This is a genomic window from Enterococcus canintestini, from assembly GCF_001885735.1.
Taxonomy (GTDB): domain Bacteria; phylum Bacillota; class Bacilli; order Lactobacillales; family Enterococcaceae; genus Enterococcus_C; species Enterococcus_C canintestini.
Genome location: NZ_JXKG01000007.1, coordinates 78,308 through 97,205, shown reverse-complemented (window position 1 = coordinate 97,205; position 18,898 = coordinate 78,308). Strand labels below are relative to the sequence as shown.

Genomic DNA, 18,898 nt, shown 5'->3' with positions numbered 1-18,898 from the left:
TTGTGGACTTACTTATAAAAACGCTATAATCTCTTTATCTATAAAAAACACCAAAGTTACGCGTATGTTTTACGAAGTGCCCCCCAAAAGTTAGACTTTTCGGTCTAACTTTTGGGGGTCGGCTCATTACGCTTTTACTTTGGTGTTTCTATAAGAAATAACTATAATTTATCTTTGAACTTCACTTACAACTAATAAATCTTCGCCGGCGACAACTTGCGTCTTATTTAAGACATCAACAGCAGCATAGGCTTGTGTATTAGTGACAATTTCCATGACTGTATCATCATAACCGGCTTCTTGTAATGCTTTTAAATCAAAGGTTCCCAAAACGTCCCCTTTTTTTACCAACTCACCGTACTTCCGTTGAGTTGTAAAACCCACTCCATTTAAATTCACAGTATCAATTCCAATATGAATTAAAACTTCTGCTCCTTGGGTCGTCATTAAGCCATAAGCATGTTTTGCATCATAAACAACTGTTAATTCCCCATCAGCCGGTGCGTAAATAATCCCTTCTTTTGGTTTAATCGCAATTCCTTTACCCATCATTTCTGTTGAAAAAACTGGGTCATCTACATTTTCAAGAGCAATCGCAGTGCCTGTCACCGCTGAAGCCAACACTTCATCTTTAGGTGTTTTCATTGGTGCAGGATCTTCATTAATCGCCACAGCAACATCTGCTTTTGGTGTTGCTTCATCTGCTAATAAAGCCATATTTTTCTTACCGTAAAGATAAGTTGTCGTAAAGCCAACCACAATACTAACTAAAATTCCCAACATAAAAAATGGAATTGATTTAGGTGCAATGGAGATAAAACCAATCACACTAGCAGGTCCCATTGCCACTGATAAAACATGGAACAAACCAATGACTACACAGGCAATACCAGAGGCAATCATCCCACAGATAAAAGGAAACTTCAATTTAAGGTTTACCCCAAAGATCGCGGGTTCTGTAATACCTAACATAGCGGAAATACTTGCAGAAGTTGCTAAACTTTTTTGCTTTTCGTTTTTCGTTAGTAACATAATCGCTAATGTTGCCGCCCCTTGTGCTACATTTGCCATTGAAGCAACTGGAAAAATAAAAGATCCGCCTGTTTTTGCGACATCTGCTAATAATGTTGTTTCAATAGCAGGAAAACTTTGGTGTAGCCCCGTAATGACAATCGGCGAATAAAATAGTCCGAAAATCCCAAGCCCAATAGCTCCTGTTGTATCATATAACCACGTTAAGCCGTATGTTAAACCATCCCCAACGCCTCGCATAATCGGGCCTACTACTGTAAAAGTTAAAAAACCCGTAATAATAATAGCTAGCATAGGTGTAAACGTAAAATCAAAAGCATTAGCCAAACGTTTATGAAAGAATTTTTCTAAGTTAGCCAAAATAAATGATACTGCTAAAACCGGTAGCACAGAACCTTGGTAACCAGCTTGTGCCACTTGCAAACCAAAAATGTTCCAATATGGCATTGAACCATCTGCAATAGCATTGGCTACGCCATAACCATTGACTAAGTCCGGCATTACCATAACCATCCCCATCGCTGCTCCCAGATAAGGATTGCCACCAAAACGGCGTGTCGCTGAAAATCCAACTAAAATTGGTAAAAAGGCAAATGGTGCTGAAGCTAATAAGTTAATAATACTTGCAAAATCTTGGACTCCTGGAAACATTTCAACTACAGATTGCGGCCCAAAAAGATGTTGTGCTGTTAACACATTGTTAATAGCCATTAGTAAACCACCAGCAACTAAGGCCGGCACAATTGGCACAAAAATATCGGATAACACTTTAATAAACGCCATCGCAGGATTGTTTTTCTTGCCATTAGAAGCAATCGCTTTCATATCGGCGGTAGAAGCTTCTTTGGTGCCGGTCAATTTAACAAATTCCTCATAGACATAATTGACATCCCCTGCACCGATGATAATTTGAAACTGATCATTTGCCTCAAAAGTACCTTTGACTGCGTCGTTATTATCTAACGCGTTTTGATCAACTTTACTACTGTCTTTTAAAACTAAACGTAACCGAGTTGCACAATGAGCAGCCGCTAGAACATTATCTTTTCCCAAAGCCTGTGTAATCTCTTCAGCAACTTTTTTGTAATCCATCTTTTTTCCTCCTAAGTTCATTGTGTTTTTATCCTTTTGTAAATAAGTGCAAAATACAAAATTAAATTAAGGATAAATAAAATGTAATCGCTTTTTCTGGCTTTAGTATGACATGCTAAAACAAAATTGTCAAACGTTTATCAAAAATATTTTTCATTTTCCTTCAAATAAACTAGAATTAAACAAAAAAGCTAGTATGACGTCAAAATAAAATTGTTATACGTTTGACAAACAAACCACAATATTCTACTATAAGCTTAGAAATCGTTTACTTAAGACAGGAGCATAATTTATGAAATCGATTACTTGGAATACCCAAAAACGATATCGACCATACGAACAATGGTCAACTGAATACAAAAAAGAACTTCTCCATTCTGTCGCCCAATCACAATGGCGTCTTAATTACCATATTCAGCCTGTTACAGGACTTTTAAATGATCCAAATGGTTTTTCTTATTTTAATAATCAATGGCACCTATTCTATCAGGCTTACCCTTTTGGTGCAGTTCATGGGGTAAAATCTTGGTATCACCTTGTTTCAGATAACTTAATCGACTGGCAGGAATTAGGGTTAGCGCTTCAACCTGACAGTAAATACGACAGTCACGGTGTCTATTCTGGATCAGCGTTTCCGCTTGGTGATCAATTATTGCTGACTTATACCGGTAACGTGCGTGATCAAGAATGGGAGCGTCATTCTTATCAATTGGGGGCGCTGATGGATACAAACAATGAAATTACAAAAATTTCTACTCCGTTCATCCCTAGTCCACCTGCTGGTTATACGCAGGAATTTCGCGATCCTCAAATTTTTAAATATGAAGAAAAATATGTCATGTTGATTGGAGCTCAAAATACCAAACAAGAAGGTCAAATATTAACGTATATTAGTGATGATTTAAAAGAATGGCAATTTATCGGGCCGTTATCTTTCACTGATAAAAAAATGGGATTTATGATTGAATGTCCCAATTTAGTTTTTTATAAAGGACGCCCGATTTTACTTTTTTGTCCCCAAGGCTTAGATAAAAACATTTGCCACTATGACAATATCTATCCCAATATGTATGTGGTAGCGGAAAAATTTGATTTAGCTACGAATACTTTAGTCGGAGCTAGTTCTTTAAAAAATTTAGATGAAGGCTTTGACGTTTACGCCACCCAAGCTTTTAATGCTCCGGATGGACGTGCTTTAGCAATTAGTTGGATCGGCTTACCCGAAATTGAATACCCCACCGATCAAGAAGGTTGGGCGCATTGTTTAAGCTTAGTTAAAGAGTTGCACTTAATAGGAGATGTGCTTTTCCAACAACCGATCCAAGAAAGTAAAAAATTACAAACAACACCTATGCAAAAACTAAAGGGCACTTCTTCTACTGAAAGTTTTGACCTGCATACAAACAGTTATGAAGCAAAATTGACTTTTACAAAAGACGCTAAAGGTACAATCACTTTATTCCATGACCCCATCAAAAATAATGGCTTAACCATTTCATTTGATTCAAAGCATGGTAAAATGAAAGTTGACCGTAACCACAGCGAACACCCTTTTGCCACTGCCTTTGGTTCACAAAGAGAATTTGAAATTACAAAACAACCGCTTAATTTACAAATTTTTGTAGATTCTTCTGTGGTAGAAATCTTTATAAATCAAGGTGAACAAACTTTAACCGCTCGCTATTTCCCGGAAAAGTCGGCAACAGCGATAACTGTTATGACAGATAAAAACTGGCAAGGTACACTTTTTCCTTTACGGTCCATGAAAAAATAAGGACTGAAATAGATGACAATAAAACTAACCGACGTCGCAAAAAAAGCCGGTGTTTCGCCGACAACTGTTTCTCGCGTCATTAATAACTATGGTTCTTTAAGTCAAAAGACAATTGATAAAGTCCATGCAGCAATGAAAGAATTAAATTATCAGCCAAACTCATTGGCTCGTTCATTACAAGGGAAAAACACCCAATTAATCGGTTTAATTTTTCCTACCGTCGCTCATCCATTTTACGGGGAGTTGGTGGAACTTTTGGAAAGCAAATTGTTTGAATTAGGTTATCGTTCTATTTTATGCGATAGTGCCAACAACAAAGAAAAAGAACGTAATTACTTAAATATGTTAGCCGCCAATAAAGTCGATGGTATTATCGCCGGCGCCCATAACTTAGGGATTAATGAATATGAAAAATTACAGATGCCGATTGTTTCATTTGATCGTTATCTGGCAGATGACATCCCCATTGTTGGGAGTGATAACTTTCAAGGAGGATACTTAGCGACTGAAAACCTCTATTTGAAAGGAGCTCGTAAAATTGCTATTTTAACTGGCTCCCAAGAATCAGCCTCACCAACTAATGATCGCTTAGCCGGCTACTTACAATTTTTAAAAGAACACAATTTAAGTCCTATCGTTCACCAAATTCGTAGTATGGCGCGTTCAACGGCGATGAAAAATCTCGATATTAAACGGATTTTGACTAGTGAAGAAACTGATGGGTTATTTTGTACTGACGATTTAACCGCCATCTTAGTAATGAATCAAGCCCACGCTTTAGGAATAAACATCCCTGATGATTTAAAAATTATCGGTTATGATGGGACCAAATTTATCCAAAATTATTTTCCTCAATTATCTACCATCGCCCAACCGATGTCAGACTTTGCCGATGTTTTGGTGGACTTATTGCTCCAACGAATTAAAGATGCCGACAAAAAACTTGAAACAAATTATCTCTTACCGGTGAAATTAATCCAAGGCCAAACTACTTAAAAAGCCACGAAATGTTTCTTTTAGCAGAAACATTTCGTGACTTTTTTAAATTGCTTGCAATAAATCATATTGGGATTGATACAAATGATAATACAGTCCCCGTTCTTTCATTAACTCTTCATGATTGCCGCTTTCTACAATTTTACCTCCTGCGATATAAAAGATGCGGTCGGCATTTTTTATCGTAGACAGCCGATGGGCGATAATGAAAGATGTTCTACCTTTTAAGAGTTGTTGCAATCCTTCTTGGAGCAGCTCCTCTGTCTTAGTATCAATGCTAGATGTCGCTTCATCTAAAATTAAGATTTTAGGATCTGCTAAAAGCGCGCGGGCAAATGAAATCAATTGGCGCTGTCCAGCTGAAAGCGTGCTTCCTCTTTCTTCGACGACAGTTTCATAGCCATCTTTTAAATCTTTAATAAAATCATGAGCCCGCACAACCTTAGCTGCAGCAATCACTTCTTCTTTTGTCGCTGCTAAATTACCATAACGAATATTTTCAATAATCGTTCCGGAAAAAATAAATGTATCTTGCAACATAACTCCCATTTGACTACGTAAAGACTGTAATGTTACCTCCCGAACATCTCTACCATCAACTTTGACACTACCTTCATTGACATCATAAAAACGACTTAATAAATTAATAACCGTTGTTTTACCTGCGCCAGTAGGACCAACAAGTGCAATACTTTGTCCAGAATCCACATGGAAGGTGATATCATTTAAAATGTTTTTACCTGCTTCATAACGAAACGCTACATGTTCAAAATCTACCTCACCTTTAATTGGTGGTAAAATTTGAGCATCTTTTGCATCTTGAATATCGGGAATTTCATCTAGTGTTTCAAAAATCCGTTCCAAGTATGCACTCGCTGTTATCAGTGAATTATAAAAATTTCCAATATTAATCACCGGATTCCAAAAGTTATTAATGTAGCTAATAAAGGCAATTAATGTTCCAGTAGTCACATTAACTCCCAGAGATGAAATCCCGACATAATAAATAATACAGGTCGTTAAGACGGCTATGTTTTGCACACCCGGCCATAAAAGAAATTGAATTTTCACCGCATGCATCCAAGATGTGCGGTATTCTTCACTTACCTCATCAAAAATCCGTGCATTTTCTTTTTCCCTAGCAAACGACTGGGTAATACGGATACCGGCAATACTTTCGTGAATATAAGCATTTAAATTGGACTGTTTATTACTTAATGCTTGATACGCTTTACGTTGTTTGTTTTGAATCACAAGCACCATCACAAATAAAACTGGCAATAAAATTAGGCTATAAAAAGTTAGGCGTACATCGATAAAGAACATAAAAATAAGGGTAATCACGACACTAAAAATATCTGAGATCAAATTGATTAAGCCATTACTTAATAAATCACTTAACGTATTGATGTAATTGACAACCCGAATTAAAATTTTGCCATGAGGACGATTGTCAAAATATGAAAAAGGCAAACGTTGCAAATGTTCAAAAATATCAAAACGCATATCTTTTAACATATCTTGTCCAATTGTCGTAATTTGGATAATACGATAACGCATGCACACCCCGATAATAATTAATGAACCTAAGAAAATACCACCTAACAGCAATAACCGATTACTATCTTGTTGCGGAATAACCGTATCAATGGCGATTTTGGTTAAATAAGGGCCTAACATCCCTAAACCATTGGCTAAAATAATCGTAGCTAGTACGATTATAATTGCTTTTTTATACGGGGTGACGTAGCTTAAAAGCCGTTTTAAATCGCCCCAGCGAAATTCTTGTGCTAATTCTTCGTCTTCATCAAAACGATTACGCGCCATCTTCTGTCCCCCCTGTCAATCCCAATTGCTTACGGTATACTTCGTAATATTTTCCTTTTTTAGTCACCAACTCTTCATGGGTTCCTTGTTCTACTACACGGCCTTTTTCCATTAACAAAATGAGATCGGCATCTTTAACAGAAGAAATACGGTGGGCGATGATAAAGGTCGTTTTTTTGGTTGTTAATTTAGCCAATTCCTGCTGAATTTTTGACTCTGTTTCCATATCCACAGCAGAAGTTGTATCATCTAAAATTAAAATAGCAGGATTTTTAGCTAGGGCGCGTGCTAAAGAAATCCGTTGTTTTTGCCCCCCAGATAACCCTACTCCCCGTTCACCGACAACCGTTTCATACCCCTGAGGCATTCGCGTAATAAAGGAATCAGCATCTGCCACTGTTGCCATTTTCCGAATAAAGTTTTCATCTGCATAAGGATTACCAAAAGCAATATTATCAGCAATTGTATTGGAGAATAGGAAAACATCTTGCATAACCATCGAAATACTTTCACGCAATTGACGTACTGGATATTCCCGCGCATCTTTGCCGTCAATTAAAACACGGCCTTGAGTAGGATCATAAAAACGCCCCACCAAATTTACTAAGGTTGTTTTCCCAGAGCCAGTTTCTCCTAAAATCCCCACTGTTTTACCTGGTCCAGTTTTAAAATTAATTTGGGATAAGACATTGTGATTTGGATCATCTGAAAAATGAAAACTAACATTTTCAAAGACTACTTCTCCTTTAATTGGTGTCAATAAGTTTTCATCTTCAACAGGAATACTTGATTTTTGGCCCAATAATTGGCGGATTTTAATACAAGCCGCATTAAAACGCTGCACGTCGTTAATCAGCCAACCGCTCATTCGTAAAGGATTATTTAACATCCATAAATAACCATTAAAAGCTACCAATTGTCCTAACGTCAGATTCCCGCGGATAACTAAAATTCCGCCAAAAACTAACGTAATAACAGCTAATGTACCAGCAAACCCATCTAGCCACGGTAAAAATTTAGCGGAAACTTCAGCAGAATCCAAGTTTCGTTGTTTAAAATCTTCATTGTATTGTTTGAACTTATCTAATTCAAAATCTTCTCTTGCAAAAGCTTTTACCACGCGATTACCGCCGATATTTTCTTCTACCATCGAGTTCAGGCGTGCAAAACTTTCCCGAATTTCAAAAAACTTGGGATGCGCTTCTTTAGCCATTTTATTGGTTAAAATAAAAATAATCGGTGTCACTACTAATAAAGACAATGTAAGTTGCCAACTAATAAACGCCATGACAATCACAGCAGCTAAAAACCACAATACACATTCCACAATATTGTAAGTGACCCAGGCAACAAAATGACGGATTGCATCCACATCGCCAGTCATTCGTGCCATAATATCACCTACACGCGTATGATTAAAAAAATCAAAATCTAGCGTCTGTAATTTAGAATACATATCCTCGCGTAATTGATAAATCGCATTTTGACTCATTTTTTCACACAAAATTTGATACAAATAGCGTACAATCGTCCGTAAAACCGTGGTACCAATCATTAAAGCAATTAAAGGTAACAACCACGCTTTTTTCCCCTGATTAATGACGTCATCTACAATTAACCCGCCCACGTACGGATTAACCACAATCAAACTTGCATTCAATAAAATAAATAAACAAATAAGACCAAAATGATTGCGTGATTTTTTGATATAACGCCAGATCCATTGCATATTCGACATAAATTCACCTCCAACTTTTATCTATAAATATCTTAGTAGATTGAATTAGAAAAGAAATGGGATATCTTCTTTAAAATGATGTAAAATATTAACAAAGATAGCTTTTGCCTTTAGTGCTTCTTTTTTTAAAACAAAATTAAAGCGATTTCACAATTCGTTAAAATATAGGAGTTTATTATGCATTTAATCAATCCGCAAACCTTTAATCCTGAAATTTTATATCTTTTTGATGCTTGTTGCGATGAAGATTCAGTTGGAAATTATCACGCACATGATTTTTTAGAAATTTCACTAGTATTAGAAGGAGAATCAGAGTATTTTTTTGAAGATTTACCCAAAACTACTATTCGAGCTGGGCAAGTCCTACTCTTTAACCCAGGCTATCATCATATGGAGCGCCATATTAAACAAACTTCTCATCAACTGCATATCGGGATTAAAAATTTTACGTTACAAGGTTTGCCTCGGGATACTTTTCCCCATAAAAGTCCCATTTTAAACTTGGGACGTCACCAGCAAAATGTCTTACAAATCGCGTGGCGTCTATTAGAGGAATTGTATCAAGATGCTCCAGAAACGCAGGTATTACGCAAAATTCTTATCAGTGAAATGTTGGTGCATATTTTACGCGGTCTTGATGATACAAACGAACGCCAACCTACTTCTTTAACCAGCCGGCAACAGCGCCAGCAAAAAATTGTTGATGAGACAATCTATTTTTTGGAAAATCATTTTACAGAAGAAATCAGTTTAGAACAACTTGCCCAAGCACAATTTGTGAGCCCCGCCTACTTATCCCGTTTATTTAAAGATATTGTCGGGGAAAGTCCGATTAATTATCTCATTAAATTACGATTAAGTGAGGCCGAACATTTAATAAAAACAACAACACTGTCAATTAAACAGATTGCACAAGCTACAGGCTACCAAGATGCTTATCATTTTAGTAAATCTTTTAAAAAACAATTTGGAATCGCACCTTCTAGCTTAAGTGAAAAAAAGACCTCTTAATTAAAAGCGCTTTAAAAAAAATCAGAGTAAAGGATATTAGATTTTACTAAGGAGGACAAAGAAAGTAAATCTCCTTGCTATCTGTCTTTTTGTAGTGTATATTTTTAACAGCAAAAAAATTCACCATTGAAAAAATTCGCATCATTGCGTGTCCATTTTTTCAAACCACCTTTAACATAGTCCAGAGAGGCTAAGAAGGGTCCGTCACAAGCTAAGGGGTCTTACTACCCATATTGTCGCCATTGACGATCCTCCTGCCTAAAAAGGTAGGATTTTTTTGTACCAAAAATTATGAGGAGGATTTTTTATGGCAGAGAAAAATGATATTCACTTTCACAATGATGATGTCGTCTTAGACATCCACGATCGCCCCACACCATTTCATTGGTTTGGGTTAAGTTTACAGCATTTATTTACTATGTTTGGTGCCACCGTCTTAGTTCCCATTTTAGTTGGTATTAACCCAAGTATCGCTTTAGTTAGTTCTGGCCTTGGGACACTGGTTTATTTAACCGTCACAAAAGGAAAAATACCCGCTTATCTTGGTAGCAGTTTTGCTTTTATTGCCGCTATGCAATTATTGATGAAAACAGACGGTTATCCGGCTATTGCCCAAGGTGCTTTAACAACCGGTGCGGTTTACTTAATCGTTGCTTTTCTAATCAAAAAAATTGGAACTGCTTGGTTAGATAAGGTCTTACCTCCTATTGTGGTAGGACCAGTCATTATGGTAATTGGTCTAGGTCTAGCAAGTAATGCCGCTAACAACGCCATGTATAATGCCAGTGGTAATTATGATTTTAAATACGTTGCTGTAGCTTTATTGACTTTAGCTGTGACAATTATTTTCAACATGTTTTTAACTGGTTTTTTAGGACTAATTCCCATTTTACTCGGAATTATTTCTGGTTATCTAATCGCCTTAGCCTTTGGCATTGTCGACTTTCAACCAGTTCTTGATGCGCCGTGGTTACAGTTACCGGCATTTGAAGTTATGTTTGTCCAATATCAGCCAAAACTTTACTTCAATGCAATTACCACTATGGCACCAATTGCCTTTGTAACCATGACAGAGCATATCGGCCATTTAATGGTGTTAAATAAATTAACCAAACGCAATTTCTTTTCTGATCCTGGCATGGATCGCACATTAATGGGGGATGGCTTAGCACAAATTGTGGCAGGCTTTGTCGGTGGCCCACCCGTTACTAGTTACGGTGAAAATATTGGGGTATTAGCAATCACACGTGTGCATAGCGTATTTGTTATCGGTGGTGCTGCTGTTTTAGCCATCGTTTTAGGCTTTGTCGGAAAATTAAGTGCTTTAATTTTAAGTATTCCAGGACCAGTAATCTCTGGTATTAGCTTTGTTTTATTCGGGGTAATTGCCGCAAGCGGATTGAAAATTTTAGTTGAAAATAATACCAACTTTGATAAAAAGAAAAACTTATTGATTACTTCAAGTATTTTGGTAATCGGTATTGGCGGTTTAGTTTTTGAAGCTGGAACATTCACCTTATCAGCCATGGCATTGTCCACTTTAATTGGCATCTTTTTAAATTTAGTTTTACCAGATCGTTAGTAAAAAAAGCTGAAGAAACGCATTTAACTCTCTAGTATTAAGGCGCAATCTTGCCAAATTGTTCCCCAAATTTCACAAGATTTTGGCTTATTGTCGTAGAGAGTTAGTTCATTTTGCTAGATTAAAGAAAAGCAAAACGAAGTGTCCAGCTCGCAAGTAAGAAGATGGCATTTTGAAAATTACATTTCACATTCACCTTATCTTCTCACCGATTAAAAAGGCGCGACCACTTTAAAGTGGCCACGCCTTTTTTTAATCCTTTTGTTGCATCGCAGCTTTTAATGCTAACGCCAAAGGACTTTCTGTTTCTTCTTGCTTACTATATTTCTTAACTAATTTTCTTTCTTCTTGTTTTGTCATTTTTTTATTACGGGCTTTTTTATCTGGTATTTTTTCAGTGATACCACAATATTTACATTTAAAGAAGGCACCATTTTTACCATCTAAAATTTCCATTTTTTTATGACACTGAGAACAACGATGATTCGAAACTTTCGGTTCTTTTCTGCGACGGTAACTACATTCAGTATTGGAACAAATATAGATTTTACCATCTTTTGTGTTGCGTTCTTTTAACTGTGCGCCACATTCAGGACAAAGTTTAGTCGTAAGCGTGTAATCTTTATAAGTTTCTTTGGATTCTTTAATTTCACTTACTAATCGTGCAGTGTCTTTTTCAATTCCTTTTAAAAAGCTAGTAGCAGATTCTTTCCCCTGCGCAATATTTTCTAAACTTCTTTCCCATTTTGCAGTTAAATCAGGACTGACAAGAGAGGCATTGACTAAATTTAACAGTTGTTTGCCTTTAGGTGTTACGGCTAAAACATTGCCTCTACGTTCCATTAATTCTGATTTTAATAGTTTTTCGATAATTTCTGCACGCGTGGCGGGGGTTCCTAAGGCATACTTTTCCATCTGGGCTAACAAACTACCTTCTGTTGCCAACTTAGGTGGGGTGGTCAATTCTTTATTAATCGCAAATTGGCCCTTAACGCTTTTGACATTTTCCCAATCCGTTAATTTTTCAGTCAGTTTTTCACTCACTTTTTGCCAACCATTTTGCAATACTTTTTCTTGGCGAAAAACAAATTCACCAGCAGGAAATTCAACTATTGCCTTCACGTTTGCCGTTATATATTGGTCGGCAAATAATCCTAGAAAACGTTCTACAATCAAATGATAAATGCGGCTTTCATCCGTTGACATCTTTTCAAAACGAGGACGTTCTTCTGTTGGGATTAGCGCATAGTGATCGGTTACTTTACTATCATTGAAAACTGCAGTTTGTTTGACTTTGGCCCCTTCTTTTAAATACGTTTTGGCCCGATTATCCACTGTCGCCAGCGCTTGTAATCTTTCTTTTAACGTGCCCGCCACATCTTTTGGTAAATATTTTGAATCTGTCCGCGGATAGCTGACCACTTTATGAGTTTCATATAAACTTTGCACTACCGACAATGTTTTTTTAGCGGAGTATTGATACTTACTATTGGCTACTCGTTGTAATTCTGTTAAATCATAAGGTAAAGGCGCCGACTGACGCTTTTCTTTTACTGTTACGTCTTTTACTTTTCCAATTTGATTTTGCCAATTTGCAACGAGCGCTTCTGCTTGGTTACGTTCGTGTAATTGTTGCGGATTTTTTAGCTGTAGACGCCCTTTTTCATTGCCATATAACAAATCAATGGTGTAATAAGTTTCAGGAATAAATTTTTCTGATTTTTCTTGGGCTTTTGCCACTAATGCCAAAGTGGGGGTCTGAACTCGACCAGCACTTAGACTATCTTGGTATTTTACCGTTAAAGCGCGGGTAACATTTAACCCCACCAACCAATCGGCTTTTCCGCGTGCCACAGCTGATTGATACAAATTATCGTATTGTTTTGCTGGTTTTAATTGCCGAAAACCTTCTTTTACGGCTTTTGTTGTTTGTGAAGATATCCAAAGCCGTTCTAACGGTTTATTAAATCGAATCCATTCAAAAATATAGCGCCCAACAGCTTCTCCTTCACGACCACCATCTGTCGCAATAATGCCACCGGTAATATCTTGCCGTTTAGCTAAGTTTCCAATTAATTTTAATTGTCGATTAGTTTTTGGTAACGGCTTAATTCCGATGTGTTTTGGAATCATGGGTAATGTTTCCATCGTCCATGTTTTCCACTCTTGTTTAATATCTTCAGGTAATTTTAAAGTTAATAAATGGCCATACGCCCAAGTAATAACATATTGGTCATTTTCAAAATAATCTTTTCCTTTTGGTTTTGCCCCTAAGACTTTAGCAAAATCTTTGGCTACACTTGGTTTTTCGGTTAATACTAATTTTTTTCCCATATCTGCTCCTTTAAAACAGGACTTTGTTAAAATTTATAGTTCTATGAAATAATTCAGTTTTTAGTGACATCACTTTGTTCATTTCCTGTCCTTCATTATAACAGCTCCCTTTTGAAAGCTAAACTGCTATTAAATAATCTTACAAACTCTAATAAGAGGAAATAACAAATTTTAACTGTCATTTATCTACTAAACTAAAAAAGCTTAAACTAACTACCACAGCCAGTTTAAGCTTATACTTAATGATTAATTTGCTACTTTACGTCTACATACACGTAGTCTTGCTTCACCATTTATGGTTTGACAAAGGTTTGACGCACTTTCTTTTGTAACCGCAGCATAATCTTTTAATAAAACCAGTCCCGTGTATTGTTGCAAATAGTCATCACACTCTTCACACCAGCGCTCGTCACTTTCGTTCCAAAATGCTGCTTGATAATTGGGATGAGATTTCAGATGTGTAAAATTCGGACTTAATTCTAGCCACTTGGTTTCATAAAATTGTTCTGCCGCATTTAAATCAGTAAAAGTATATTCTTCTTTAATATCATTTTGCCAATCTTCAAAGAACCACCACGGTTCGTTGTCCCCATACATAATAACAACCTGATACATACCTATTGCTCCTTTTATTCCCCATTTGCATTAATCATACTCATGAATCCTTATACTGACAAGAAATTCGCACTAATTTTAAATAACCATTATTATTTTTATTTAATTTGAAAATATTATTCTTTTTAAGGAATTTTTCTTTTGAAAAAAGATAAATATTATTAAAACTTCTTTTTTCCCTTATAAAAAAGTTAAACACTTTTTAACGGGCGACAGAATCGAATCAATTAAGAGGGACTGTTATTTTTATTAGATCAAATTGCGCGAATAAATTGAAAGATAAACATTTTTTTTCGTAACAAAAAGCTAATTTTAGTATCTTTTGTTTGAAGTGATAACTCTTTTTAACAAAATAAAAAAACAAGAATAAAATAGATTATTTGTCCAACCGCTAAAACGAGAAAAACCCAAATGGAATTATAACTAATTTTGAGTTTTCATCATCTCAATAAAATAGTTATCCATTCAGGTCAAATTTTTTATCTATTAATAGTGATCATGTAAATATTGTAAAACAGAAGGGGCTAATTGCGTGGCCGATTCATTTTCTTGACGGTCTTCTAACATACTAATAAAGAGATAGCTACTACCTTCTCCTTCATAAGCTAGTAAGAAGCTATTTTCTTGCCCTTTTTCATCTTGTTTTTCTTTGATTTCAGCTGTACCTGTTTTTGCAGCTAGTGAAAAGCCTAAACTACTCAAACTGTGAGCTGTACCGTTTGGATCGGTTACAACAGCCTGTAAATCTTCATTTATTTGTGCGACACTGGCAGCTTTTACGACTGCCTCTTTTTCTTTTGTCTTAGCGTCTTTTATAAGTTTTGGATAGACAAGTGTCCCTTGGTTGGCAAAAACAGAATACATCGTTGCTTGTTGAATAGGATTAATTAATAGTTGTCCTTGGCCATAGCCAGTATCAGCGAGTAAAATCTTAGAATCAAAACTTTTTTCATTGCTGATTTGCGCAGGATTCATAGCAAGCGGTAAATCTAGTCCTTCCCCAAAGATAAATTGATCTAAACCAGCTCGAAAAGCTTTTTCTCCCATCTTCAACGTTGCTTGCGCCATGTAAATATTATCTGAATAAACCAGTGCATCTTTTAAATTCACTGAAGGAACATCTGAAACGCGGGTGACATAATAGTCTCCCCAAGAGCTATCTTGCTGCCATTTTAATCCGTTAATTGCAACTTTTTGATTGGGATCTAAACTACCATTATCAAGCCCAATAGCAGCAGTGATTGTTTTAAAGGTAGATCCTGGCGCATAGCCGGTCACTAAACGATTTAAAAATGGCTTTTTGCTATCTTTTTCATAAGCATCATACTCTTTTTGAGAAATCCCATTGGTCATTTTATTAGGATCATAACTGGGACTGCTGACTAAAGCTAAAAGATCCCCTGTTTTAGGTGCACTTACTACTGTGGCACCCGCTTGATTCGCTAAAGCATTATAGGCTAACTCTTGTAAACTACTATCAATGGTTAAGTGAATTGATTCGCCATCTTTTTTCTTCGTTTCTAATAAAACCGATTTTTCGTTACCCGCTTCATCTGTAATCGCTAATTTTCCACCGGCTGTTCCCCGTAATTTTTCATCATAAGTTGCTTCTAGTCCCGCACGCCCAATTTCACCATCACTGGTCAACTCAGGATGTTTTTCTAAATCTTCAGCGGTAATTTTACCTAGATAGCCAACTAATTGTGCAGCGGCTGCCCCTAACGGATATTTACGGCCTGTAATTTCTTGAATACTAGCACCAGTAGGTAAACTTTTGGCTTCATCGACGATTTTTAAAGGTACAAAATAATCAGGTTTAACCCAACTTTGAGCTAAAGCCTGTGTAATTTGTTTTTCAGTTAAGTCATAAATTTGAGCAATGGCTGCAATATTTTTTTCCTTCTCAGAACCTTCACCTAATTTTTGTGGTACAACACCTAATTGCTTTAGTGTTCCATTTTCTGCTAAAGGTTGATTATTACGATCCAAAATTTGACCGCGGACTGGCGCATCGACAGTTAAACTAACTTTATCTTTACCGCTCATTTGAGGAAAAATTAGATTTGGACCCCACTCTAATTTTGGCTCATTATTTTCATAAGCGAGATAAGTTTGATATTTCAAATTTTTCAACTGGCCCATTGCCGTCGACAAGGATAACTCATAAGTCACTTGATATTGATCATTTTTTCCGGCAGTTATTTTTAAATCGGATAATTTGATATTTTTTGCTTCAATGGCTGTGAAAATAGTTTGATACTTTTCGCTGATTTCTTTCTTACTATAACCGTTACGTTGGGCTGTATCAACTAAAAGTGTACTCGGAATTTTATCATATTTCCCCTCAGCTAAATAAGTGGTGAAATCTTTGACCACTTGTTCTCTTGCCGCTTGTTTCTTTTCACTTTGTAAATGATACGCAAAAAAAGCGCCCCCAGCTATAAGTAAAATAAGCAGTAGAATAACAATAAAAAATGGATTAAATTTCTTTTTTTGTTTAGTATTGCGTCGTGATTGTTCCGTCATCTTTTTTCTCCTAATAAAATAGTACTCATATTTTACACCAGGATACGTTCCCGCTTTTTCTAATTCCGTATTTTTTAGCAAAAGTTAATTCTTTTAACAAGAAAAGCTAAAGGCAGCGGTCAGCTTTTGGGAAAAATCTCAGAAATTCGTCTTCTGGTGCTTTTTACCAGAAACTAATTTTTGAATTTTTACCGAAGAGCTGCTGCCTGTGCAGGATCAAAAGAAATGTTAACAGCAGCGCTCAGCTCTCCATTAATAGGCTAGTTCATAAAGCTAAATTTCAATAATTTTACGCTCTCCTTCATACTCTGTGTAAAATTATCATCCTTTTACCAAAAAAAGATGCGCCCATTTGGACACATCTTAAAATTTAGACATATTGTAAAACTTCAGCTGCTTTATAAGCGTGGTCGATTAGACCTCCACCTAAACATTCTTCACCATCATAAAAGACAACTGCTTGCCCTGGTGTAATTGCCCGCACTGGTTCATCAAAAATAACTTCCGCGCGATCATCAGCTAATAAGCGTACTGTTACCGGAACATCTGCTTGACGGTAACGGAATTTAGCTGTGCATTTGAATTCCTGTGGCATTGGTTCATTGGTTGTAAAATGAATTGTACTAGCATCTAAACGATCAGCGTAAAGCGCTGGGTGATGGAATCCTTGGCCGACATAAAGCGTATTAGTGGCTAAGTCTTTCCCTACTACAAACCAAGGGTCATTTGAAGTACCGCCACCACCGATACCTAAGCCTTGGCGTTGACCGATGGTATAATACATTAACCCATCGTGTTCACCTTTAACTTCACCATCAAGTGTAACCATCTTCCCTTTTTTAGCAGGGAGGTAATTACTTAGAAATTGTTTGAAATTCTTTTCCCCAATAAAACAAACACCAGTAGAATCCTTTTTCTTAGCAGTAGCCAGCCCAGCACGTTCTGCAATAGCCCGTACTTCAGGTTTTTGCATACCACCTAAAGGAAACATTGTTTTGGCAAGTTGTTCTTGTGATAATTGGCTTAAGAAATACGTTTGATCTTTATTATTATCCACACCCCGGAGCATGTGAACAACACCATTTTCATCTTTTGAAACACGCGCATAGTGACCTGTAGCCACGTAATCTGCCCCTAATTCCATCGCGTAATCTAAGAAAGCTTTAAATTTAATTTCTTTATTACACATCACATCAGGATTTGGCGTGCGACCGGCGCGATATTCCGCTAAGAAATATTCAAACACGCGATCCCAGTATTCTTTTTCGAAATTGACCGAATAATACGGAATTCCAATTTGTGCTGCCACTTGGGCAACATCTTTATAGTCTTCTGTTGCGGTACAGACACCGTTCTCATCAGTATCATCCCAATTTTTCATGAAGATACCTACGACATCGTAGCCTTGTTCTTTTAGCAAAAGTGCGGTTACAGAAGAATCCACCCCGCCACTCATGCCCACGACAACGCGAATTTTGCTGTTGTCTGTCATGTAATCACCATCATTTCATTGTTAATTCCGAAAATTTAACGATTTGAAGGTCGCAACTTTTCAGTATTTGTCATTATACAACAGAAGTCTAATAATTTCATGTACTTGTTTTTAAATTAGCATTTTCTTTAAATGATAATTTAAACCGTTGGTAAACTAAGGCAGCTATCTATTTATTTTTGCTTAAAATTACGCCAGCTATAAAACTACTAGTAAAGATTTCCGTAGAAGAATATAAAATTTAAACTATCATAATTTTTCTTATTTTATTAACTCATATTTGCCAATACCGTCGCTTTTTTTGCCGCAATAAGATCAATTTGATTTTCTGAAATTGGTCTGCCAAAGGGTTGTTTGTCCGGCAGAAAATCTAACTCCGGTGCATCTACCCCAACGTTAATATTTTCTTTAATCGGCACGCTATAATGATGAACATGTCCATGAAGATTACGGATATTTTTGGTAACACCCAAAAGTAGCGGGTAATGGGTTAAATAGTACTGATGATGGTTGAACTTTATAATAATGCCGACATCTGCAAAAGCAAATTTATTTTGCCCATTGGCCAAAACAGAATTATTTTGGGCTAAAAATTTGAATAATGTCCGATGATCATGGTTCCCTTTAATAAAGATAATTTGACCATTTAACTGCATCAGTAAGGCTAAGATTTCTGGATAACCAGCTTCATAGTCTTTATGCATGGCGATATCGCCTAAGTGATAAACTGTATCTGTTTCTTTTACAACGGCATTCCAATTTTTGATCATAATTTCATGCATCGTAGCTAAATCTTTAAAAGGTCGGGGTGCAAAATCATTGTCGCCTAATAAATCTTGATGAAAGTAGTGGGTATCAGAGGTAAAAAATTTCATTTTC

The 18,898-nt window shown here is 36.4% G+C and carries 12 protein-coding genes; 4 read left to right on the top strand and 8 right to left on the bottom strand.

The window, feature by feature from the left end:
- Positions 1–168: 168 nt before the first annotated feature.
- The gene (locus RU96_RS06090) at positions 169–2,124 is read right to left on the bottom strand and encodes a sucrose-specific PTS transporter subunit IIBC (protein WP_071864652.1); all 1,956 of its coding nucleotides are present in this window, start codon (positions 2,122–2,124) and stop codon (positions 169–171) included.
- A 292-nt stretch (positions 2,125–2,416) separates the two neighbouring features.
- On the opposite strand from RU96_RS06090, the gene RU96_RS06085 reads away from it, so the two are divergent.
- Both RU96_RS06085 and RU96_RS06080 read left to right on the top strand, forming a co-directional pair.
- On the top strand, positions 2,417–3,898 hold the full coding sequence (locus RU96_RS06085) for a sucrose-6-phosphate hydrolase (RefSeq protein WP_071864651.1): 1,482 nt from the start codon (positions 2,417–2,419) through the stop codon (positions 3,896–3,898).
- Between the two features lie 12 nt (positions 3,899–3,910).
- Positions 3,911–4,894, top strand: a complete 984-nt coding sequence (locus RU96_RS06080; protein WP_071864650.1) for a LacI family DNA-binding transcriptional regulator — start codon at positions 3,911–3,913, stop codon at positions 4,892–4,894.
- Between the two features lie 45 nt (positions 4,895–4,939).
- On the opposite strand, the gene RU96_RS06075 is transcribed toward RU96_RS06080, so the two are convergent.
- Together RU96_RS06075 and RU96_RS06070 are read right to left on the bottom strand one after the other, a co-directional pair.
- Entirely contained in the window at positions 4,940–6,721 is a 1,782-nt protein-coding gene (locus RU96_RS06075) for an ABC transporter ATP-binding protein (RefSeq protein WP_071864649.1), read from the bottom strand.
- The gene (locus RU96_RS06070; RefSeq protein ID WP_071864648.1) at positions 6,711–8,459 is read right to left on the bottom strand and encodes an ABC transporter ATP-binding protein; all 1,749 of its coding nucleotides are present in this window, start codon (positions 8,457–8,459) and stop codon (positions 6,711–6,713) included. Before RU96_RS06070 ends, RU96_RS06075 begins: the two co-directional genes overlap by 11 nt.
- Positions 8,460–8,636: 177 nt before the next feature.
- Between RU96_RS06070 and RU96_RS06065 the strand changes: the two genes are divergently transcribed.
- Both RU96_RS06065 and RU96_RS06060 read left to right on the top strand, forming a co-directional pair.
- The gene (locus RU96_RS06065; protein WP_071864647.1) at positions 8,637–9,470 is read left to right on the top strand and encodes an AraC family transcriptional regulator; all 834 of its coding nucleotides are present in this window, start codon (positions 8,637–8,639) and stop codon (positions 9,468–9,470) included.
- Positions 9,471–9,777: 307 nt separating this feature from the next.
- Positions 9,778–11,052 carry a solute carrier family 23 protein gene (locus tag RU96_RS06060; RefSeq protein ID WP_071864646.1) on the top strand — a complete coding sequence of 425 codons (1,275 nt, stop codon included), beginning with the start codon at positions 9,778–9,780 and terminating at the stop codon, positions 11,050–11,052.
- 252 nt (positions 11,053–11,304) lie between these two features.
- Here the strand turns inward: RU96_RS06060 and RU96_RS06055 are convergent, their stop codons facing one another.
- From RU96_RS06055 to RU96_RS06035, 5 genes are all read right to left on the bottom strand, one after another.
- Positions 11,305–13,386, bottom strand: coding sequence for a DNA topoisomerase 3 (locus RU96_RS06055; protein ID WP_071864645.1), 2,082 nt, complete (start codon positions 13,384–13,386; stop codon positions 11,305–11,307).
- Positions 13,387–13,632: 246 nt separating this feature from the next.
- Entirely contained in the window at positions 13,633–14,001 is a 369-nt protein-coding gene (locus RU96_RS06050; protein ID WP_071864644.1) for a DUF1033 family protein, read from the bottom strand.
- A 486-nt stretch (positions 14,002–14,487) separates the two neighbouring features.
- Entirely contained in the window at positions 14,488–16,527 is a 2,040-nt protein-coding gene (gene pbp4 / locus RU96_RS06045; RefSeq protein WP_071864643.1) for a penicillin-binding protein PBP4(5), read from the bottom strand.
- Between the two features lie 370 nt (positions 16,528–16,897).
- Positions 16,898–18,019 (bottom strand): tRNA 2-thiouridine(34) synthase MnmA, encoded by a 1,122-nt coding sequence (mnmA, locus tag RU96_RS06040; protein WP_071864642.1) that lies wholly within the window; start codon positions 18,017–18,019, stop codon positions 16,898–16,900.
- 269 nt (positions 18,020–18,288) lie between these two features.
- The gene (locus tag RU96_RS06035) at positions 18,289–18,894 is read right to left on the bottom strand and encodes a metallophosphoesterase (protein ID WP_071864641.1); all 606 of its coding nucleotides are present in this window, start codon (positions 18,892–18,894) and stop codon (positions 18,289–18,291) included.
- Between the last annotated feature and the right edge of the window lie 4 nt (positions 18,895–18,898).